General features: G+C 48.8%; 20 protein-coding genes and 2 pseudogenes. 16 read left to right on the forward strand and 6 right to left on the reverse strand.

Annotated elements, in window-relative coordinates:
• Positions 1-2 precede the first annotated feature (2 nt).
• Positions 3-1019: a hypothetical protein gene (locus ACWGKN_RS15925; RefSeq protein WP_452095608.1), complete on the forward strand. Its 1017-nt coding sequence runs from the start codon at positions 3-5 to the stop codon at positions 1017-1019.
• A 103-nt stretch (positions 1020-1122) separates the two neighbouring features.
• Here the strand turns inward: ACWGKN_RS15925 and ACWGKN_RS15930 are convergent, their stop codons facing one another.
• Positions 1123-1980: a hypothetical protein gene (locus ACWGKN_RS15930; protein ID WP_452095609.1), complete on the reverse strand. Its 858-nt coding sequence runs from the start codon at positions 1978-1980 to the stop codon at positions 1123-1125.
• A gap of 271 nt (positions 1981-2251) precedes the next feature.
• Here ACWGKN_RS15930 and ACWGKN_RS15935 point away from each other — a divergent pair, with 271 nt between their 5' ends.
• Together ACWGKN_RS15935 and ACWGKN_RS15940 are read left to right on the forward strand one after the other, a co-directional pair.
• Entirely contained in the window at positions 2252-2704 is a 453-nt protein-coding gene (locus ACWGKN_RS15935) for a helix-turn-helix domain-containing protein (RefSeq protein ID WP_452095610.1), read from the forward strand.
• Positions 2688-3287 carry a hypothetical protein gene (locus tag ACWGKN_RS15940; protein WP_452095611.1) on the forward strand — a complete coding sequence of 200 codons (600 nt, stop codon included), beginning with the start codon at positions 2688-2690 and terminating at the stop codon, positions 3285-3287. The genes ACWGKN_RS15935 and ACWGKN_RS15940 overlap by 17 nt, the downstream gene beginning before the upstream one ends.
• 20 nt (positions 3288-3307) lie before the next feature.
• Here ACWGKN_RS15940 and ACWGKN_RS15945 read toward each other — a convergent pair whose 3' ends face one another.
• A complete protein-coding gene (locus ACWGKN_RS15945; RefSeq protein ID WP_452095737.1) occupies positions 3308-3379 on the reverse strand; it encodes an NgoMIV family type II restriction endonuclease in 72 nt (23 codons plus the stop codon).
• Positions 3364-3595: pseudogene (locus tag ACWGKN_RS15950) on the reverse strand (NgoMIV family type II restriction endonuclease). Before ACWGKN_RS15950 ends, ACWGKN_RS15945 begins: the two are co-directional and overlap by 16 nt.
• Before the next feature lie 336 nt (positions 3596-3931).
• On the opposite strand from ACWGKN_RS15950, the gene ACWGKN_RS15955 reads away from it, so the two are divergent.
• Genes ACWGKN_RS15955 through ACWGKN_RS15970 form a run of 4 tightly spaced genes read left to right on the forward strand, consistent with a single transcriptional unit; the run spans position 3932 to position 7482 of the window.
• Positions 3932-4375, forward strand: a complete 444-nt coding sequence (locus tag ACWGKN_RS15955) for a MerR family transcriptional regulator (protein ID WP_452095612.1) — start codon at positions 3932-3934, stop codon at positions 4373-4375.
• Positions 4376-4396: 21 nt separating this feature from the next.
• Positions 4397-5341: a radical SAM/SPASM domain-containing protein gene (locus ACWGKN_RS15960; protein WP_452095613.1), complete on the forward strand. Its 945-nt coding sequence runs from the start codon at positions 4397-4399 to the stop codon at positions 5339-5341.
• A 6-nt stretch (positions 5342-5347) separates the two neighbouring features.
• The gene (locus tag ACWGKN_RS15965; RefSeq protein WP_452095614.1) at positions 5348-6922 is read left to right on the forward strand and encodes a hypothetical protein; all 1575 of its coding nucleotides are present in this window, start codon (positions 5348-5350) and stop codon (positions 6920-6922) included.
• Positions 6922-7482 carry a DUF2284 domain-containing protein gene (locus ACWGKN_RS15970; protein WP_452095615.1) on the forward strand — a complete coding sequence of 187 codons (561 nt, stop codon included), beginning with the start codon at positions 6922-6924 and terminating at the stop codon, positions 7480-7482. The genes ACWGKN_RS15965 and ACWGKN_RS15970 overlap by 1 nt, the downstream gene beginning before the upstream one ends.
• Positions 7483-7731: 249 nt before the next feature.
• On the opposite strand, the gene ACWGKN_RS15975 is transcribed toward ACWGKN_RS15970, so the two are convergent.
• Entirely contained in the window at positions 7732-8904 is a 1173-nt protein-coding gene (locus ACWGKN_RS15975; protein WP_452095616.1) for an ISNCY family transposase, read from the reverse strand.
• Between the two features lie 265 nt (positions 8905-9169).
• Between ACWGKN_RS15975 and ACWGKN_RS15980 the strand changes: the two genes are divergently transcribed.
• From ACWGKN_RS15980 to ACWGKN_RS16005, 6 genes are all read left to right on the forward strand, one after another.
• Positions 9170-10081: an SDR family NAD(P)-dependent oxidoreductase gene (locus ACWGKN_RS15980; protein ID WP_452095617.1), complete on the forward strand. Its 912-nt coding sequence runs from the start codon at positions 9170-9172 to the stop codon at positions 10079-10081.
• A gap of 60 nt (positions 10082-10141) precedes the next feature.
• Positions 10142-10483 (forward strand): acyloxyacyl hydrolase, encoded by a 342-nt coding sequence (locus tag ACWGKN_RS15985; protein WP_452095738.1) that lies wholly within the window; start codon positions 10142-10144, stop codon positions 10481-10483.
• A gap of 107 nt (positions 10484-10590) precedes the next feature.
• Complete coding sequence (locus ACWGKN_RS15990; RefSeq protein WP_452095618.1) at positions 10591-11721, forward strand: oxidoreductase; 1131 nt, start codon at positions 10591-10593, stop codon at positions 11719-11721.
• Positions 11718-11984: a hypothetical protein gene (locus ACWGKN_RS15995; protein WP_452095619.1), complete on the forward strand. Its 267-nt coding sequence runs from the start codon at positions 11718-11720 to the stop codon at positions 11982-11984. Before ACWGKN_RS15990 ends, ACWGKN_RS15995 begins: the two co-directional genes overlap by 4 nt.
• A 5-nt stretch (positions 11985-11989) precedes the next feature.
• Complete coding sequence (locus ACWGKN_RS16000) at positions 11990-12775, forward strand: sulfite exporter TauE/SafE family protein (RefSeq protein WP_035234479.1); 786 nt, start codon at positions 11990-11992, stop codon at positions 12773-12775.
• 31 nt (positions 12776-12806) lie between these two features.
• Positions 12807-13472 carry a flavodoxin family protein gene (locus tag ACWGKN_RS16005; RefSeq protein WP_424255798.1) on the forward strand — a complete coding sequence of 222 codons (666 nt, stop codon included), beginning with the start codon at positions 12807-12809 and terminating at the stop codon, positions 13470-13472.
• A gap of 140 nt (positions 13473-13612) precedes the next feature.
• Here ACWGKN_RS16005 and ACWGKN_RS16010 read toward each other — a convergent pair.
• A pseudogene (locus ACWGKN_RS16010) lies at positions 13613-14110 on the reverse strand (transposase); the annotation flags it as partial.
• Between the two features lie 259 nt (positions 14111-14369).
• Here ACWGKN_RS16010 and ACWGKN_RS16015 point away from each other — a divergent pair.
• Positions 14370-16178: an IS1634 family transposase gene (locus ACWGKN_RS16015; RefSeq protein ID WP_424254120.1), complete on the forward strand. Its 1809-nt coding sequence runs from the start codon at positions 14370-14372 to the stop codon at positions 16176-16178.
• 176 nt (positions 16179-16354) lie between these two features.
• Positions 16355-17749: an IS1634 family transposase gene (locus tag ACWGKN_RS16020; protein WP_452095620.1), complete on the forward strand. Its 1395-nt coding sequence runs from the start codon at positions 16355-16357 to the stop codon at positions 17747-17749.
• Here the strand turns inward: ACWGKN_RS16020 and ACWGKN_RS16025 are convergent.
• On the reverse strand, positions 17728-18708 hold the full coding sequence (locus tag ACWGKN_RS16025) for a hypothetical protein (protein WP_452095621.1): 981 nt from the start codon (positions 18706-18708) through the stop codon (positions 17728-17730). The two genes, ACWGKN_RS16020 and ACWGKN_RS16025, sit on opposite strands and share 22 nt — an antisense overlap.
• Positions 18709-19047: 339 nt before the next feature.
• Between ACWGKN_RS16025 and ACWGKN_RS16030 the strand changes: the two genes are divergently transcribed.
• Positions 19048-19863 (forward strand): DUF169 domain-containing protein, encoded by an 816-nt coding sequence (locus tag ACWGKN_RS16030; RefSeq protein ID WP_452095622.1) that lies wholly within the window; start codon positions 19048-19050, stop codon positions 19861-19863.
• The last annotated feature ends 231 nt before the right edge of the window (positions 19864-20094 follow it).

Consider the following 20094-nt stretch of genomic DNA (forward strand, 5'->3'; position numbering starts at 1 on the left):
TTATGGGAGATAGTGGAGGAAAGGGGAATGGAGAAAAAAAGTACATGACGATAACCTTCATAAAGTACGCTATAGACGGCGCCATCCATACCAAATTCCTCAAGTCGGAATACAATGTAAAGGTATATCCGTTGATCTGTGACAGGCTGACTCTGACCTGTGATCTCCCCAAGGCTGTTCAACAACATATAAAGGGCAACTTCAAACAGGAAGGTGCAAAGCCCTATAACGGCTACCAGCTCTCTTCCTGGATTCAAGGATTGCCGATGTCACCGCCTCCCTACGCTTCGGCTGTCGAAGACAAGCTGACGGGAGCATATATCCAATGTTCACCTTATGCTCCCGACACTAATTTTCTGAGGGTCGACTTCAATCCAGGCAAGGTGGACATGGGCATGTTGAAGGATGTCATAAACCTTAACTGGTTGAATCATCCGCACTATAATTTCGATCACCTTCTGAAGCATGGCAAGGTGACACGTATCGACTTCGCAGTGGACATTTCGCATGAGCAAGCCGGGGCCTTGTACTACTACTACTCAAAGATCCAGTATGTCGAGGTGATCCGCTCCAAATCCGGGCGGACAGAATATTTGGGCGGAAAAACCAAGTCGGGCAAGAGAATAGCCGTGTACGACAGAATACCGGCCATCAAAGCGAGCAATGCAAAGAAGTACTATGATCCACAGCAGCAGATCCCTCTACCGGACAATGACATACTGAGGATAGAGATAAGGCTGTTTCCAAAGGAAACCTTTGCCAGCTTGTACTCAGTAGAAAACCCTTTTGCCCCACTCACCGTGTCGGCGCCTAAACAGCACTACGCTGATGACACCCTTTGGGGGCTCTTCCTGGCCCTTGCCCGTTTTGAGGGTGCTCAAGCCACCTTGGGGCGATTGACCAAACAGAAGAAGAAGGAGTATACAGAAAGGCTTAAGAAGGGGATACCCGCTTGGTGGCAGTCGAAAGAGATTTGGAGCCAGTTGCCACACGTATTGCATTCCATTGAAAGCGCCTGAGGACCTAGCCTAGGTATTGCAAATACGCCAATCTAGTAAATATGAGTGCAATTAGTTGCATAAACTGTTGAAAGCAGAAGAAGTCATAATGTTTTCAATATTGTCAAAAGACTCTACTTTTTACAGTACCACGTGAAATATCATTCAATGATCTAATTCTGGCTTCTTCTACTATAGAAATTCTCTTCTTAGTACTGTCGATCTGTAAGTTATAAAATGATGATGAACCAGGATCAAGTTTTCGCATTTCATCGTATATTTTAATGGCCGATTCGTATGATTTAATAGCTTCTTTTTTTAGCCTATTTATTTCTGCTTGTTGCTTTCCCTCATTTTCTATTGCAGTTGTATTTCTATGTAAAAGTTTTTTCCCATAATTTTTATTAGCATAGAATTCTCCCATATCAATAGCTTGTTGCATCTGTTTAAGTATTATTTTTGAATCTTCATCAAGTTTTTTCAATTCATTTTGATAATCATCCAAATTTTTTATTTTGTTTTGATTTGAACTATGAAACTTATTCACATCCTCATGTGTATTCTGATTACCATCCGTTACAAAGCCAACGAAGAATAAAAGCAAAATCACAGAAATAGCTTTTTCCGGAAAAGAAATGTCCCTTCCAAAAAACTCTCCTATCATTTTTGGGATGGGCGGAATTATTATGATGGAAATCAGTAATATGAATACGCCCAAGAGATTTCCTTGGAAAATTGCAGATACACCACCGATAAAAAAAAGAACTCCAAATACCCATCCGAGAAGAGGAATAAGCTTTTTAAGTTTAGCTAAAGTTTCGCCTTTTTTAACAGGATTTGCAGCAACTTTGACATCAGCTCCATCTGATTCTCTTTGCTCTACCGTTTTTCGTTCAGGCTTAGAATCAAGAAATTCATGACAGTGTTTGCACTTTAAAGCTTCATCTTGGATCTCTTCCTTGCAAAATGGACACTTTTTCACAGGTCCCTCCCTTTTCCTAGGAATTGATTTGGTAGATAACATTTTCTAACAAACAACAGGCATTGGCGCAAGTGGGTATTTCTGTTTTCTTGATTTTCGACCAGACATGTTGATTGCCGATTGACTTGTTAAATTAAAAGGATATCGAGCGTATTGTATCTCGTTGAAAATGCCTGAAGCCATGAGGTATTGGAGATTATCTACTTGAAGACTTCCTACGGAGGTTCTATACAGATTCATAGGCAAATAAAACCAATGGAACCTAATGCGTATGAATCTCGAACTCGTCACTCAAAAGCTAACGGCAAAGCAAAGAAAGGCTATTCCCCTTCTGGCCATGGGTAAGACAGGGAAGGAAGTTGCCGATGCTCTCCATATCAATCCTGCGACAGTTTCCCAGTGGATCAACCACAACCAGGAGTTCAACGTTGCTCTCCAAGCCTTTTCGCTGGAAGCATTGAAGCTGGCTCAGGTGCAGCTGAATGCAATGGTTCTCTGTGCTATCGATGAGCTGCGCCAGTTGATGCAAAATGCCAAATCTGAACAGGTCCGACTAAAGGCTGTGGAAATGGTTCTAAATTCAGTCAGTGGAAGCTACAAGGGGAATTCTGGAAGCTCATGGGGGCATACACAGGTTGAGGCAATAGCTACCGATGCAGCGCATTACAACTTTTTCAGTCTCGTGCAGGCTGTCTCAGGAGAAACGTATGGGGACGAAGGCTAAGACAAAAAATGAGACAATCCTGTTGGCCCTTTCAAACGCAAATGAAGCCAGTCAGAAGGAGCAGGACCATTACCGTCAGATAATCGACCGGGCGCTTCAAGAAGGGAAGGAAGGGGATATTGCCGCTAAGGTTAAATCCTCAGGAGTCGAAGCTTTGCATAGAATTATGAAAGACTGCGTCTTTCCTCCCGATCATGAAGAAAGGAAGAGCTTCCTGGATATTGGAGACGGGCAGACACTGGTCGGTTTGGGATTGGCCGAAGTGAATGACATGAAAATCCGTACCCACCTCTTCTTCCTCAACGAGGTCATAGAACAGACACAGCGGCTCAGTGCAATGGCAAAGTTTTCGGAACGTGTAGGACCTTTGAAGGGGCCAGGGGCTCAGGTGTTTCATTTCTGGGCAAGATGGTCTTCGGTTCGAGCCCTGCAAAAGGAGGCCACCAAACTGGGCAGGAGTGCCGAAGCCGAAATGGCTGGAAGATTTGGAAAAGGGCTTGAGTTGATACTGGGGCGCTTATTGGAGATATGGCCGGAACAGTTGGACCTGGGGCCGCTGAAGAAAATTGATCGCAGTGCTTGAAGCGCCAACCTCCCGTCAGCTTATTTGGCCAAATCTAGAGGAAGGTCGCTTCTGTCTCGAAGGCGCTTGCCAGTCATCATGGTATTGAGCAGCTCCCCGGCCCATCTTTATATTTGGTTCGGGAAACGGCTTCGATTAATTCAGGCAAGGCAATGTGGTAGGTGCAGTCAATGTCTCCGGTGCCAAGGGCGATGGAGGCTATTTGACTTGGTAACGGCTCTGCAGTGACTACCACCAAGTGAAGCCCTTTCCGGTTCGACAAGATTTAGTGCCTCTGCTCTGGAATTTTGGCTTCGATCACTTTGGATCGTCGTCTATTATACTTTCGAAGCGGAACATGGCAAGCACTTCTGCTATCAATCATCGCCCTCTGGATCTATCTAGCATTATCACTGTCCCTTTTCTGGTTGAGGGAGCCATGCTGGGCAAATTCAGTGGAAAAACCGTCCTCTAGCTGCTTTATTGCAACCAGTTGCAAATCCAACATAATGAAAAGAATCGAGCGAAGTAAGCTCGTTAGCGGTAGGGTTCGACTGATCTTGCTGTTTTTCCGGCGCAAACTGAGTCGAAAGGTCTTGCAATCGATGCAGTTTGGATTAATATAAGGTATAATCTAGTCCATTTTAATCCAATGGTGGCTAGCCGTGACAAAATCCATCCCCACAAAGACAGCACTTCGACTCACTAAAGCAACAGAGAACCAATTAAAGTATTGGGTCAGAAGTGAATTGGTCCATCCTCAAAGAATTGGCAAAAGCTATTATTATAGTTTCAGGGATATTATCAGATTAAAAATGATAGTTACCCTGAAAATAAAAGGGCTTAGCCTTCAAATGATCAGAAAAGGATTGAAGAATCTATCTGAAGCTTTACCTGAATCAGACGAACTTCTGTCTCGTTTAGTGATCTATACAAATGGAATTGATATGATTGTCTGCGAAAAGGGTAGACATTTCAGTGCCATTACAAGACAAAGATACTTGAGTATCGATACTGAAAAGATCCAAAGCAATATATTGGAACTTCCTTCAGGATCAAACGCTGATCTCGGAACAGGTAAGATTTTGTCCGCTGTTCTGTCAGCGTAAATTTAGACCTCAGGTGTAATTATGGATAGCCTATTATCTGAATTGACAATAGAGATAATCCAAAAATGTGCGAATTGTTGTCTTTTTTGTTCTTCTTTGTCTAGTAGAGAAGCTAAGCACATAATAGCTCGTGAAGATATAATAGAAATTGGCAGGCAGGCAAAAGCGCTTGGGCTTAAGGATATATCTCTATCTGGCGGAGAACCGCTTCTTCATCCTAATATCGAAGAAATCGTATCAACTTTAGTGTCGCTTGACCTTAGAGTCTCTATATATACGACAGGTATTGTGTTTGATTTTTTTGAAACACCTGAATCCTTCGAGCGATGGAATAACTTTGATAAAAAAGCCGTCAAATTAATCTTTGGTGTCCAATCTTCGGACGAAACTGTACACGATAAAATTACACGTCACCCAGGGTCTTTCTATCTGACTAAGAAATCGATATTTGCAGCGAAGAAAGACGGATTTACTGTTGAGGTACACATCGTGCCGAATAGAATCAACTTATCAACTTTGGAAAGCTCAGTTGAAGATTTTATATCCTGGGGGATAGACAAAGTCAGCTTATTGCGGATAGTTGCCCAAGGGTTTGCTCGAATTTATAAAAACCTATTGATACCAAATCAAAATGATGCAGTTATTTTGAGAGAAATAATTTTGAAGATTGAAGAAAAGTTTCAAAAGAGTGGAAAACTGAGAATAGGAATTCCGTTTTCAGGTTACATTGAAAATCCCAAATACTGCAATGCAGGAGAATCAAAACTTATCATTCGTTATGATGGGAAAGCTCTTCCTTGTGAAGCTTTTAAAGATGAGTCATTTAATGAGTTCATTCTGGGTGACATTAAAGATAGTAAGATTGAGGTTCTTTTATCTAAATCGAAAACGAATATAAAGCTATCAAATCTCAAGTTGAGAATAACAGGTATCGAGACTTGTCCTGCACAATTTTTATATATTTAATTTGAGATGACAAAACCAAACACCTCTAAACCACCTTTTTTAAAGCTCGCAGAAGAAAAAAGTAAAAGTTCTCCCGACTTATTCAAAGTTATACTTGGATATCAAGAGAATGAACCACACCTTGCTTTTCTTCAACCTTATACCTACACAGTTCTCAATAACTTCTATGCCAATAACAGAGATGTAAAAGTAGAGGAATTGAGAAAGCTTTGGCGTCTAATTCTTATAGATGCTATTTATTTTTTAAGAATTAATGATCATCGTGAAGCTTCGTTTTATGAAACTACAGGTAGACAGAAAGGAAAAGTAAAAACAAAGATGGGGAATCCGCTTGTTCCTCAAGTTGCAGAGGCGAACGTTTACGGAATAAATGAATTATCCAAATATTTCGCGCAATTTACTGAGTTTGAATCCACGCTATACGGAGCAGATAAATATTATCGTGACCATGTAATTCATCCTTTAAATGTTTGGCTGACAGGAGTTAACCTACTAAAAGATTATGGTAAGAGTTTTACACTTCGATCTGTTACACATGCTAGTGTTGAACATATAGATCATGCTGACCCAGAATGGTTTGAACCAATTAAAGGTGAGGATAGCTATAAATTAAAATTGTCTACAGCAGAACTTTCTGCTATGTGGGCTATCGTTGCCTTAACCCATGATTTAGGATACCCACTCGAAAAGGTAGAAAAGGTTAATGATCAGCTGGAAAAAATGATGTCTCAGTTTGGAAACATCGGTTTTACGAGATCACGTTTTAGTTTTGAAAACCAGCATGACCATTTAGTCAAGTTTTTGTTAAAATTAATAAGTTCTGTTTGTATTCCGTACGAAAAAATAGGGAAGAAGAAAAATAAGAAGGGAAATAAAAAAGCAATCAGATGGACCAATCATTTAAGAACTAAATATTACACTAAATTCTCTAAATCATGGGAGCAATTTGATCATGGCATAGTCAGTTGTCTTCTATTGCTAAAAACATTAACTTTTTTTATTGAGTCTGACTATAGCAATGAAAATGCTAAACCTCTTAACTCCGAAGATGCTCGACAGTTTGCAATTCGAAGTGAAATTTTACACGCAATAGCTTCACATACTACTCCCAAAATATATCACCTAGCAGCAAATAATTTGCCATTTCTTTTGGTTTTTTGCGACGATATACAAGAGTGGTCAAGGCCTACACTGGCAGATATGCGTGTAGGAGTCAAGGGTAGCGCTGAACGAGTTACAATCAAAGAATTTCACATTTCAAATACCAAAAAAAAGGAACCTAGTAACATCGCCGTTTTAATAGAATATCCGTTTATCCCTATAGAGGATCAGAAAGATTTTGTAAAACGGATATTTAGAAAGTGGGCGGAAAGATTTCGCCCTGCACTAGAAGATGCTGAAAGATCATTTAAATTTAGATGGGAAGTGAAATTTGGCGATGATGGACTAGGATACGTTTTTGAGTTAGATAACACGAAACCGTCAGTTTTTGAAAAAATCAAAATTGATTTTCTATCAGAAATCGGTGTGTATTGTAAAAATCATGATATATCTCTCTTAGATAATGAAATAAAAAAGTAATGGTCAATATTAAAATAATTAACCACAAAACACCAACTAGAATCCTAGAAATCGAAAAGCTAACGAATCAGATACCGATAACTAACATAACGACTAATAAAGGAAAATTTTACACATTATGTGAATCTGGTTGCGTAAATTTTGGATATAAGTATTCATGCCCACCTTACAGTCCTTCATTTAAAACTTTCTCATCCAAATACACTACTTTAACAGTCATTTGTTACAGAATAGCTCTTGAGCAATACTCAGAATCTACACCATATAATCGAGTGAGGGCTTCAAATTCTGTGCTAAAATCTTTGCTCGATAAAGAGCTACTAAATTATAAATCAAATGGATTACTAGTTGTTGGATCAGGTTCTTGCCGTGCTTGCAAGCCATGCGCAGCAAAAGAAAGACTAAAATGTAAAAAACCGGATAAATTAATCTTCAGCCTTGAGTCGCTAGGGGTTGATGTTAATCAACTTGTAATCGATTGTTTTGGGTTTCAACTTGAATGGTACAAGAGGGGTCTTCCCCAGCAATTCACTTCCGTCATTGGAGGAGTCTTTAATTAAAGACTGAGATGGAAGAAAATCAATCCAAATCTTTACCTAATGTTTGGCTTAAAGCGAGCAAGCAAGTTAAGTATATAGATGTGCCAATGTGGTGATCCATTCGACAAGATTCAGAGAGGCTAAAGCCTATAATAACGGATAGTTATTTCGTATACAGGCTATAGGTTCGACTCCCGCCGCCTCCACCAAATAGATAGGCATTAAGTGGTTTGTTGTTATTAAATCAACCATTTAATGCCTTTTCTGTTTTTATAGGTTCGAGATAAATATCGAATGGTACATCAGGTGGTACATTAGCCCATGTTTAACACCGTTGGATTTTGCTTTTTCCAGGTTTGTATGAGAGGCGAACCCACCATCAAACGCCGCCTTCAAGGGGTAGCGACCATAAATGGCCTCTTGCCTGTCCAGCATCATCTCTGTTAATTCCGAATCAGCCGGGTTGCCTTCAAGAACCACACAATCAAGAATCAGATTCGAAGAGCCGCCCGTAACACAGATCTTGTGACCATAATAGGTGTCACGGCGGTCTTTTCGTATAATATCGGTATGTTCTTCGAATATCGAGACAATCTTTTCCTGGGCGGGGACCGACTCGCCCGCAAGTACCCTACGCCGGGTTTGACACACAACCTGGCGAACAAGGGGCATATAATGTTGCAGTTGTTGCGTAATATCTGATATCAACGCCTGTTCTTTCAAGCTTGCGGCGACATAACAATTCAATGCCCTCAATCCCTTCTCGCCATAACCAATTGTCTTTTCGGTGACTTCGATGAGATCCTTGTATGGCTTTTCCCTATCCTCAGCCTTTTTGGCATTCATAATTTCGAGGTTTCTGTGTTTGGCCCGGCGCAGATGGTCGGTAAAGGAGAAAACGATACCGGGCAATTCTGCCTTTGCAGTAGCCAGAACCCTGGCCAAGACTCGATTGGCATCAACAAGCAGTTCCGAATCATACGGATCATGAATATTTGATTCGACAACCGTACAGTCTACTCGTATCTTGCGCCCCTTCTCGATGTCCTGATTGTCGGCATAGTCTACCACGGTCTTATTGATCTGCTCCCATGTCTCTTCCGAGAGGGCCTTGATCCCTTTTTGTAAAGCGGACTTCTTGAAGGCTCTACCAATGCCAATCTTGCAAAAATGGCTATAGACTCGGGAATCTGACAGATGGAACGCCAGTTCCCGGTATGTGTAACCACCAATCTGTTTTATAATCGCAGCGCGAATAACCTGCTCAGCCGTCATCCCATTTGCCCCAACATTGTTGTCGGATACACCAAGGTCTTGTCGTGCCAGAGAGTATATGCTATCGTTGCTGTCGAGTATTGTACCGATCTGTGCAAACTCTTTCGCCTTGGGGTGGTCAGTGGTTACCTCGGCCAGAGGAAGCTGCTGATTGCGTGTTTTTCGCATCTTTTCGTGACTCCATGAAGTAGTTAATTGCGTAATTTTGATAGGTTACACAATTCTACTTACCATGAATCACCAAAAAAGGCACCCCAAAAAGGCGATTATTCTCAATTAATTCTCGATGTTATCTCCACATGGACAGACACTAACCAATAAACGAAGTGAAGCGTTTCATTGACCGTGATGGAACCGCAGGGACGACGCGCTGCGGGCCCATGGATACATAAAGTAGATCTTTGAATGATTACCAATTTTAAAGGAGCCCCCCATGGCATCGATTGATATCCAAGACCTTTCTCTGACGAAACATCATACCCTATATGATGCGATCGACCCAACTTCGGCGTTGAAAAACAGCGCGTCGGGCAAGGTCATTTTTATCACCGGCGGATCACGGGGAATCGGTCAATCTACCGCTCTCGCCTTCGCCAAGGCGGGCGCAAAGGCGGTCTATATAACCGCACGCTCAGAACAGGCGCTTGAAAAAACACGAGACCTGATCCGGCAGGCAAACCCGGATACAAAATGCGCCTGCTCGACGTGTGACGTCACCAGCGCCGCACAGGTCGAAGCCGCCATTTCGGACTGCGTGGAAAAATTCAGTGCCATCGACCTGGCCGATGCAAACGCCGGCCATCTTGCTCATTGGGCGAAGATCGGTGAGTCTGATCCCGAGAGCTGGTGGCGCACCTGGGAAGTAAATATGAGAGGGGTTTATCACGTCATACGCTTCTCCATGCCTTATCTCATTGAATCAGCAAAAAGATGGGCCACCGAAGGATCAAGCGGCGGTCATCTGATTCTGCTGTCGTCAATTGGGGCGCAGATGCTGGCCCCGACGGCATCCGATTACCAGACCTCCAAACACGCGATCAACCGTCTCTGTGAATTCGTCAACGTGGACCATGGTCAAGACGGCATCAAGTGCTTCGCCATCCATCCCGGCGGTGTCGCTACCGAGCTTGGGCTGAACATGCCGGAGGATAGGCATGCCTACCTCATCGATAGTCCCGAACTGGCTGCCGGCTTTATCGTCTGGCTGGCCTCCGGACAGGCAGACTGGGCAACGGGGCGCTATCTCAGCGCCAACTGGGATGTCGAAGAGTTAACCGCACTCAAGGAGGAAACTCTGCGAGACGATTTGCTGGTAAACCGTCTGCGCGTGCGCGCCAACTCGTGACAAGCTATCTACCGCCCCCGCAGCCATGGAATCTGGCAGACTCGGCAGTGGGCTGACGGTATTTGCAGAGGACCAGGAGTTGACGTCCCCTGCCACGCTAGATTTGCGCTTGGATTATTTGTCGGCTTCCGCTGCGCCATGGTGGGGCCGGATTATGAAAAGAGGCAGGGGCCGGTATTTTATACACCGACCTGTACAAGGATTACTCGCAAAACCTTGTTGGAAATGAAATTGAACCCTAATTCGCAGGCCAGTCTCGGTTTTCGTTATGCAATCCAAACAGAATTATCGCTCGATGTTGAATGTATGTTCCACCATGTCTCAAATGCGGGGCTTGGAGACAGAAACACCGGGATAAATGGAGTGGGGTTTGCTGGGGGGGTGACGTGTTACTGGGAGTAGGTCTGCTTACCAGATTTTTGTGGACGCGACTGTAGATTTTCGGGTAGGCGCAGGGCCCGGATAAGTGCAACGGATTAAGAAGCCCCTCGGAAAGGAGGAAAAACACCATGGCAGGAGAACGCAGGCTTTTCAGCCCACTAAGGATAAACAGGGCGGTCTTTAAAAACCGGATCATGATGACGCCCCTTTATCTCGGATACGCCAACCCGGACGGCACGGTCAGTTCCTTGCTGCTGGACCACTACCGGGAGATGGCCGCCTCCGGGGCTGCGGCCATCGTGGTGGAGCACACGGGAGTCGATCCGTCGGGCTTAGGCTCTCCTTACATGCTGCGGATCGATGATGCCCGCTTCATCCCTGGGCTTTCAAACCTTGCCAGGGCCATTCAGGCCGAAGGCGCCCTGGCCTTTCTTCAGCTCAATCACACCGGGCGGTATGCCTATACCCCGGAAAGACTGGCGCCTTCGCCTGTGAAGACAGGCGATGTGGTCCCGCAAAAGATGACGCAAAAGGACATAGAGCAGGTTGTCAGGGCCTTTGCAGCAGGCGCCGGTCGGGCCAGGGAGGCGGGATTTGACGGGGTGGAGATCCATGGGGGCACCGGCTATCTGATCGTTCAGTTCCTCTCTCCCAGGACCAATCATCGCACGGATCAGTATGGTGGAACGCTTCAGAACCGGATGCGCTTCCCATTGGAAGTGGTGGATGCGGTGTTAAAAGAGGCGGGGCAAGACTACCCGGTGGGGTATCGATTCCTGGCTGACGAATGGCTGCCCGACGGGCTTCATCCGGAAGAGACCGCCGTTTATGCAAGGGAGCTGGAAAACCGGCGGGTTGCCTACCTTTCGGTCATGGCCGGCACATACGATGCCTTTGTCCTGCCGGAGTACCAGCAACGGGAAAAGGAGGAGGCCTACATGGCACATTTTGCCTCCGAGATCAAAAAGGCCGTTTCCGGTACGCCTGTTGTCACGGCAGGACGGATACAAAGCCCGGAGACCGCGGAGAGGATACTCCAGGAAGGCGCGGCAGACCTGATAGGCCTGGCCCGCGTGCTCCTGGCCGATCCCCTCTGGCCCCAAAAAGCCCAAGGGATCGTGCCCGGCCCGATTGTGGCCTGCGAGCCCGCCTGCTCCCTGTGTATGCGAAGGACCATGAAGGGCAAACCCGCCTTCTGCTCCCAATGGGACAAGGAGCGCAGAGAGGCCTTCCTGAAAAGGGTGGGCGAGTCTGCATGAAATCGGCCAGAAAAAGGCCTATATATTTTGATCCCAACCTTCAGCCGATCTTTGGTGTTACGCTCAGTGCTGTTATGGGGGTATCCAGTATAACCCCCGCTTTTCCAGCCATGGCCCGGGAACTCGGTATGCCTGTTTATTCTGTGGGGCTGCTGATCACAGTATTCACCTTGCCGGTATTTTTTTTGGCCCTGTGCTCGGAGTGCTGGCAGACCTTTGGGGCCGGTCTTAATGGGGATAATCTTCCTTGGATGGGGAATTAAAGTAAATGGACGGTGTTACTCTCTTTATCTCATTGTTGTTTTTTGGTTTTATTGCCGGCTGCCTGGTGGGCCTGTTCGGAGGAGGTGGAGGGTTTTACTTTGTCCCTGTTTTGAGTCTTGTGTTTCAGGTGCAGCCCCAGGTCGCCGTGGCCACTTCGTTGGCAGCGATCATCCCCACCACCATAAGCGCTAGCATAAGTCATTTCCGGCAGGGAAATCTGGACCTTGGCGCAGGGATAGTCTTCGGGGTAGGCGGCCTGATCGGTGCCTGGATCGGCGCCTATGCATCAAGCCTTGTGCCTGCAAGCCTCCTTCAAAAGGCCTTTGGCGTATTCATGCTTTTGATGGCTCTTCAAATGTGTCTTTCGGCCAGAAAAAGGATGAGGGATACCCATCGACCCGGCAGGGCGCAGGTGCGGATGAGTGGATTGAAAATCTTGCTGGGGCTTTTCCTTGGGTTTCTTTCCGGCGTCATGGCCGGGCTTTTTGGACTCAGCGGGACTCCGCCGGTCATCGCCGGGCTCTATGTCTTAAACCTTCCGGTGGACATGGTGGTGGGGACATCTGTCTTTGTCCTTTTTTTCAACGCTGTTTCCGGCCTTGCCGGTCACCTGCTGCTGGGCCAGTTCGACTGGACCCTGGCCTTTTTTCTCTCCTTGGGAGCAGGCGCAGGGGCCTTTTGGGGGCCGATCTGGTTGGGCCGTGTCAGGGCAAGCACCCTGGAGAGGGTTTACGGTCCTGTTTTTATTCTGCTGATACTGATTTTTGGGGTATTGATGATCTTACGATGACAACACCTTAGATGCACAAGGAGGCAATTTCATGAAAATTCTTAGCATCATCGGAAGCCCCCATGGGGAGAGAGGGAACACGGGAAAGCTGCTTGGAGAAGTATTAAAAGGTGCGGAAAGTGAAGGGGCGGCATGTGAGACTATTGTTCTTAGAGGCGATTCCGTAAAGCCGTGCCTGGGTTGCGATCAATGCCACAAAAAGGGCCGCTGCCCCCAAAAGGACGAGTTTGAGTCCATAAAGGAGAAGATGATTGCGGCAGGCGGGATCATCCTGGCCACGCCCAATTATATCTTCAACGTGAGCGGCCAATTAAAGGTGTTTATCGATCGTTGTTCCAGTCTGATTCATTGCATGGCCCTTGATGGCAAATACGGGGCATGCGTGGTGACTTCCGGTGGAGGAGATGAGTGGCCCATTGTCCAATACCTTAATCATTTTCTCATGGTTAGCGGTGCGGTTCCGGTTGATGCTGTCTGGGCCGTCATGGGTCCCACCGGGCCGGACACCCAAGTGCCTGAGAAAAACCGCGAGCAGGCCTTTAGTTCAGGCAGGACCCTGGTAAGGGCCTGGGAGGAGAAAAGGCGTTTCGCTATGGTGGAAAAGGTGCAGGAGGAGCATCGAAAAAGGATGCAGGAATTGATTAACTGGTGTCTGTCCATAAATCGTGAATTTCGAGTAAGCGTCGCCACACCCTGACTTACTATATGCGCATCAATTCACCATCGACTATGCCGATAGTTTTTCCCTGTTGTCGGGCGCATATTTGTCGGCCCCAATGGCCTGCTCAAGACGCACTTCTCCCAAACAAGTCGAGATCGGACAGTGCGCCTGCGTCTTCAGGCCAATTGTTTGCGGGCCAATGTCAATAAATTTGCCGAAACGATCGAGGCCCGGACATAGCTCTTGAAAGACCTGAAACCTTTCCAGGTGCATCCGTCCAAGCCGAGGCTGCGCTTCAACCAGGATATTCCCGACTCAATCCCCGCTCGAAATTTCCGCAAACCTTTATACACTTGCCTGCTGCGACACATATCCTCTTCTTCAAGACCACGCCCTTTGGAGAAACAAACATCCTTAACACCGTTGGATTTTGCTTTTTCCAGGTTTGTATGAGAGGCGAACCCACCATCAAACGCCGCCTTCAAGGGGTAGCGACCATAAATGGCCTCTTGCCTGTCCAGCATCATCTCTGTTAATTCCGAATCAGCCGGGTTGCCTTCAAGAACCACACAATCAAGAATCAGATTCGAAGAGCCGCCCGTAACACAGATCTTGTAACCATAATAGGTGTCACGGCGGTCTTTTCGTATAATATCGGTATGTTTTTCGAATACTTGGGTTTGCGGCCAGTAGGCAGAAAGCCGGCCGGTTTTACTCCTGGGACAAACCGTGGATCATGTAAAATCAGCTGCTTGAATTTTTTTGTTGTTAGCCCAAGCTTAGCGCATCCGCTCCATGTAGCCGTTATAACCGCTCCATCGTAACCGGTAACTATTGGTATTTCTGCGTGATAATTGTTAGGGTCACTTTGTAGTGCCATAATATTATTCAAGGGGATTGACTTTTGCCCCCGGATATGGCTATGCTGTGGCCATGTATATTCGACAAACCAAAACCAGCAGCAGCCCGACCGGGGAAACCTACAGCACCTTCCGCCTGGTCGCCTCGGTACGGACCGGCGGCAAGGTGCGGCAACAGACCCTGCTCAATCTGGGCAAAAATTTCGATCTTGCCAAGGAGCTCTGGCCGCAACTCTGTACCAGAATCGAACAGATTCTGGCCGGTCAGCTGAGCCTGATCCCCGGAGCCCCTGCGGTAGAGAAGCTGGCGCAGCGCTACGCCGCCCGCCTGGTCATGAGCGGCCCGAAGGAGGAGAGGGGCGAGGTCCGGGAGACCGTCGATTATCAGGAGGTCGACATTGATTCCCTGGAACTGGTCCGTCCCCGCTCCATCGGCGTGGAGCATGCCGGGCTGGCGGCTTTGGCGGAGCTTCAGTTGCCGCGGATCCTGGCGGAGGTCGGTTTGAACGGGGTGCAGCAGGCGGCCACGCTCGGCAGTATCATCGGCCGGATGGCCGAGCCGGGGAGCGAGCTGGCGACCTATGCCTGGCTGACCGGACAGAGCGGGCTGGGGGAATTGCTCGATGTCGACTACGAGGCGATGCCGTTGATACGGCTGTATCGAACCTCGGATCTGCTGGTCCGACACCGCCAGGCCATCGAAGCACGGTTGTTCTCCCGGATCAGTGACCTGTTTTCGCTGCCGGCCACGGTAACGCTGTATGATCTGACCAATACCTATTTCGAGGGGGCGATGGCCGGTAACGGCAAGGCCAGACGGGGCCATTCCAAGGAAAAACGGTCCGATTGTCCGCTGGTGACCCTCGGCCTGGTCCTCGATGGCAGTGGGTTTGTTCGGCGCTCGCGGATGTTCGAGGGCAACGCCATCGAGGCCGCCACCCTCGAACAGATGCTGACCGGGCTGGCGGCCCCGGCAGGGGCCCTGGTAATCATGGACCGGGGGATAGCCACCGAGGCCAATATTGCCTGGCTGACGGGCCAGCACTATCGCTATCTGGTGGTCAGCCGCGAGAGAAAACGGCAATTCGCCGCCGAGCAGGCGATCGCGGTGACTACGGCTGCAAAGAATACGGTGCGGATTCAACGGGTCTTGAGCGAGGATGGTACCGAGTTGCGCCTCTACTGCCACTCCGGCCAGCGAGAGAACAAGGAAACCGCGATAACGCAGCGGTTCAGCGAGCGATTCGAGCGCGGCCTGGCAAAGCTTGCCGCCGCCCTGCAAACCCCGCGCGGCGACAAACGTCGCGACAAAATCCTGCAGCGACTCGGCCGGCTGCAGGAGAAGAGCCACGGCATCGCCCAGCATTACCGGATCGAACTGACGCCGGATGCCGCCGGCGACAAGATCGTGGCCTTGAACTGGGAAAAGCAGCCGGTTGCCGGGACGATGGTGACCCACCCCGGGGTCTACTGCCTGCGCACCAACGAGTTGAGCTGGGATGAGGACACCCTGTGGCGCACCTATACCATGCTCACCGATCTGGAGGCGGTCTTCCGCAGCCTCAAGTCGGAGTTGGGTCTGCGGCCGATCTACCATCACCGGGAGGATCGGGCGGAGGGGCACCTGTTCATCACCGTCCTGGCCTATCAGGCGGTACAGGCGCTGCGTCGCCGCCTGAAGGATCAAGGCTTCCAGGAGAGCTGGTCGACCCTGCGACGGATCTTTGCAGGACAGCGCCGGATCACTGCGACCTTCAGACAGAAGGACGGTAGAACGCTGCATGTCCGCAAGACCACCGTCGCCGAACCGAAACTGCAACAGCTCTACGAAGCGCTGGGCCTCTCAGCCTCTCCGGTTGGCGTCAGGAAGATGGTGGTGTGAGGTCAACGACGTGGATGTAGTGCCACTGGGAAATTTTCTGCCGACTATCTGGCTGTTTTGGCGAGAGAAATAATTCCTGGTGTTAAACATGGGTTAGGGTCCGGTTGTTTTATGTAGGCATACGAGTTGATAATTAATCTTTGCATAGAGTGGATTAAGATGCTATTCATGTAAGCATGTATCTTCGAACTACAAAACGTACCAACAAGGACGGCTCGGTCGCCGAGTACTTTCAGCTCGCCCATAACGAGCGTCATCCGGAAACTCGTAAGCCGGTCGCCAAAATCATCCATAACTTCGGGAGAGTCGATCAGCTCGACCGGCAGGAACTGGTTCGCCTCTGTCGATCCATCGCCCGGGTCTGTGGGCTGCACGTCACCGATCCAGCCGGCGGGAACACTGGGCCCTCTTCGGAAGTCGTCGGTTTGCCGGCTGATCTGAAAATCAGGCAGACCCTCGCTCTTGGACGCCCAATGGTCATTGAGGCACTTTGGGAGAGACTGGGATTGAAAAAGGCCCTGCAGGCCATTGAGAAAACCGCCGGGGTCCAAGTCCCGTACGAGCGCGCCCTGCTGGCCATGGTCGCCAACCGGCTGTGCGATCCGGAATCGAAACTCGGCGTCTGGGACCGCTGGCTGTCCACCGTCCACCTGCCTTCCTGCCAGAACCTGAAACTCAGGCATATGTATGAGGCGATGGACCTGCTCCATGCCAACATCGATGAAGTTGAGAAGACGGTGTTTTTCAATACCGCCAATCTGTTCAACCTGGAAGTCGATCTGATCTTCTATGACACGACGACCGCTTCCTTCCATGTCGACGCCGAAGATGATTCGGATGCCGACGCCAATGCCACCCTGCGCAAATTCGGGCATGGCAAGGAAGGGGGCTGGGCGCCCCAGGTCGTGGTGGCTCTGGCCGTTACCCGCGAAGGCGTGCCGGTGCGCAGCTGGGTGTTGCCCGGCAATACCGCCGATGTCGGCACCGTCGCGCGGGTCCGTGCCGATCTGCGAGGCTGGAACCTCGGCCGGGCGATGTTCGTTGCCGACTCGGGCATGAACTCCGAGGACAATCGAGCCGAGTTGGCCAAAGCCTGCGGCAAGTATCTCCTCGCCTGCCGCATGGCAAGCGTCTCCGAGGTCAAGCGGCAGATAGTTGCGGCAGCCAAATACGACGGCAAATGGGTGATCGAGACCAATGACGACACCATCAGCCTGGAAGATGCCGCCTGCGGCTATAAAGGCTTGATGGTCATCGAACGGTGCTTCCGCTCGCTCAAGCGCACCCAGATCAAGCTGACACCGATGTACCACTGGGCATCCCGGCGGATTGAGAGCCATGTGAAGATCTGTGTGCTGGCATTGCTCATCGAGAGGATCGCCGAGCCGGCATGTGGCCGGTCCTGGCATCATATTCAAAGGGCTCCGGACATGCTCCGGATCACAGAATTTTTTGATTTAAAATACCGTGTGCTCATGCCCAACGAGTTGACCCAAGATGCGATAAACATCTTGAAATCACTAAAGATTAAAGTGCCACCGCAGGTCATTCAGCTGACAGAGACAGCCTGATCTTGTAGACACACACCGAATTTGCATGTTCCGCCAAAAGCCCCACCACGCCTTGGTTTCAGCAGATGTGTCAACTTACCGGGCGCAAACCCAAGGAATATCGAGACAATCTTTTCCTGGGCGGGGACCGACTCGCCCGCAAGTACCCTACGCCGGGTTTGACACACAACCTGGCGAACAAGGGGCATATGATGTTGCAGTTGTTGCGTAATATCTGATATCAACGCCTGTTCTTTCAAGCTTGCGGCGACATAACAATTCAATGCCCTCAATCCCTTCTCTCCATAACCAATTGTCTTTTCGGTGACTTCGATGAGATCCTTGTATGGCTTTTCCCTATCCTCAGCCTTTTTGGCATTCATAATTTCGAGGTTTCTGTGTTTGGCCCGGCGCAGATGGTCGGTAAAGGAGAAAACGATACCGGGCAATTCTGCCTTTGCAGTAGCCAGAACCCTGGCCAAGACTCGATTGGCATCAACAAGCAGTTCCGAATCATACGGATCATGAATATTCGATTCGACAACCGTACAGTCTACTCGTATCTTGCGCCCCTTCTCGATGTCCTGATTGTCGGCATAGTCTACCACGGTCTTATTGATCTGCTCCCATGTCTCTTCCGAGAGGGCCTTGATCCCTTTTTGTAAAGCGGACTTCTTGAAGGCTCTACCAATGCCAATCTTGCAAAAATGGCTATAGACTCGGGAATCTGACAGATGGAACGCCAGTTCCCGGTATGTGTAACCACCAATCTGTTTTATAATCGCAGCGCGAATAACCTGCTCGGCCGTCATCCCATTTGCCCCAACATTGTTGTCGGATACACCAAGGTCTTGTCGTGCCAGAGAGTATATGCTATCGTTGCTGTCGAGTATTGTACCGATCTGTGCAAACTCTTTCGCCTTGGGGTGGTCAGTGGTTACCTCGGCAAGAGGAATCTGCTGATTGCGTGTTTTTCGCATCTTTTCGTGACTCCATGAAGTAGTTAATTGCGTAATTTTGATAGGTTGCACAATTCTACTTACCATAAATCACCAAAAAAGGCACCCCAAAAAGGCGATTATTCTCAATTAATTCTCGATGTTATCTCCACATGGACAGACACTAACTGGTATCAGGAAGAATGGCCCTATGAGTATCCCTACAACGGCACTTATGAACATGTGTGCCACATGCTGTAGGTCGCTTCGGAGTACGAATACTGCATATTGTATTTATATTGACATGTTGCGTTGTAGGGGTATGCATACTGGAAAGAGCGGGCCTAAAGCGAATAATTCAACAAATAGGGAGGTGTAGGCATGGAAAGCAAGATAGCTCGATCGCTTAACTTGAAATACCATCCTGTGGCCATCCTCTGGAGTGATGATAGACCCGAGAAGGCCATGGGCTTTAAACAGGGCAAATGGGGCTGTGTCATGTGGATGCTGGCGGCCGCGGCCAAAGGGAGAACCGCGGCCTTCGATGAAAAGACCTACGGCTGCTGGGGCGGCGGAGTCGGACTGGGATTCGGGAACCAGTATCTCAACTTCCCCGGCGGCATTGACTGTTTCTATCATTTCCTGTCCACGGGCAACGAGAATTGGCAGGAAGGCCGCGATATGGCTGAAAAGGTGGAATCTGCAGCAGGCAAGGAATTTTCGGAGAAATTCCGCCACGGGGAAGGGTATATGAAGTCCCCGGAGCTGCTAAAAAGGTTCATTGACAGCCTGCCCATCATGGAGGTGCCTGAAAAATACGTGGTCTTTAAACCCCTAACCGATCTCGACCCGACCCGGGAACAGCCCCAGGTGATTGTATTTCTGGCCGATCCGGACCAACTCTCCGCCCTGGTGGTGCTGGCCAATTACGGCAGGGGGGACAATCTGAACGTGATCGCCCCCTTTGCCGCGGGGTGCCAGCAGATCGGGATCCTCCCCTACCGGGAGGCACGATCCGAGCGTCCCCGGGCGGTTATCGGCCTTACTGACCTTTCTGCAAGAAAGAACCTCAAGAAACAGCTTGACAGGAATGTGCTCTCCTTTTCCGTCCCCTGGCGGATGTTTGATGAGATGGAAGACAACGTTGAGGGGAGCTTTTTGCAGAAAGAGACTTGGAGGGCCCTCCAGGCTCCTTAATGGCCCTCAAGGGATCATTCGGCTTCCGGACTCAGGGTCAGGATATGTTGATGGGGAAGAAACAACGTCGCGAAGCGGCTACCAGGGAACGGTTGTTCGATGCCGCCGATGTTTTGGGAACCGAACCGGCGTCCGAAAATCGGATTCGAAGTTGTTGCGGTTGAGCACCAGGTATCCGGTTTTACTGCAAACCCGTCACCCTCGTCCGGTGCCGGGAAATCAGGGGAGAAA

The sequence above is a fragment of the Desulfoprunum sp. genome, from assembly GCF_053613775.1.

Bases quoted from the DNA above. Each gene is read 5' to 3' on its own strand.
- ACWGKN_RS15940 (WP_452095611.1), top strand. From the start codon at position 2,688: ATGGGGACGAAGGCTAAGACAAAAAATGAGACAATCCTGTTGGCCCTT.
- ACWGKN_RS16015 (WP_424254120.1), top strand. From the start codon at position 14,370: ATGTATATTCGACAAACCAAAACCAGCAGCAGCCCGACCGGGGAAACC.
- ACWGKN_RS16005 (WP_424255798.1), top strand. From the start codon at position 12,807: ATGAAAATTCTTAGCATCATCGGAAGCCCCCATGGGGAGAGAGGGAAC.
- ACWGKN_RS15970 (WP_452095615.1), top strand. From the start codon at position 6,922: ATGGTCAATATTAAAATAATTAACCACAAAACACCAACTAGAATCCTA.
- ACWGKN_RS15975 (WP_452095616.1), bottom strand. From the start codon at position 8,904: ATGCGAAAAACACGCAATCAGCAGCTTCCTCTGGCCGAGGTAACCACT.
- ACWGKN_RS15925 (WP_452095608.1), top strand. From the start codon at position 3: ATGGGAGATAGTGGAGGAAAGGGGAATGGAGAAAAAAAGTACATGACG.
- ACWGKN_RS16020 (WP_452095620.1), top strand. From the start codon at position 16,355: ATGTATCTTCGAACTACAAAACGTACCAACAAGGACGGCTCGGTCGCC.
- ACWGKN_RS16025 (WP_452095621.1), bottom strand. From the start codon at position 18,708: ATGCGAAAAACACGCAATCAGCAGATTCCTCTTGCCGAGGTAACCACT.
- ACWGKN_RS16030 (WP_452095622.1), top strand. From the start codon at position 19,048: ATGGAAAGCAAGATAGCTCGATCGCTTAACTTGAAATACCATCCTGTG.
- ACWGKN_RS15995 (WP_452095619.1), top strand. From the start codon at position 11,718: ATGAAATCGGCCAGAAAAAGGCCTATATATTTTGATCCCAACCTTCAG.
- ACWGKN_RS15980 (WP_452095617.1), top strand. From the start codon at position 9,170: ATGGCATCGATTGATATCCAAGACCTTTCTCTGACGAAACATCATACC.
- ACWGKN_RS15935 (WP_452095610.1), top strand. From the start codon at position 2,252: ATGAATCTCGAACTCGTCACTCAAAAGCTAACGGCAAAGCAAAGAAAG.
- ACWGKN_RS16000 (WP_035234479.1), top strand. From the start codon at position 11,990: ATGGACGGTGTTACTCTCTTTATCTCATTGTTGTTTTTTGGTTTTATT.
- ACWGKN_RS15990 (WP_452095618.1), top strand. From the start codon at position 10,591: ATGGCAGGAGAACGCAGGCTTTTCAGCCCACTAAGGATAAACAGGGCG.
- ACWGKN_RS15965 (WP_452095614.1), top strand. From the start codon at position 5,348: ATGACAAAACCAAACACCTCTAAACCACCTTTTTTAAAGCTCGCAGAA.
- ACWGKN_RS15960 (WP_452095613.1), top strand. From the start codon at position 4,397: ATGGATAGCCTATTATCTGAATTGACAATAGAGATAATCCAAAAATGT.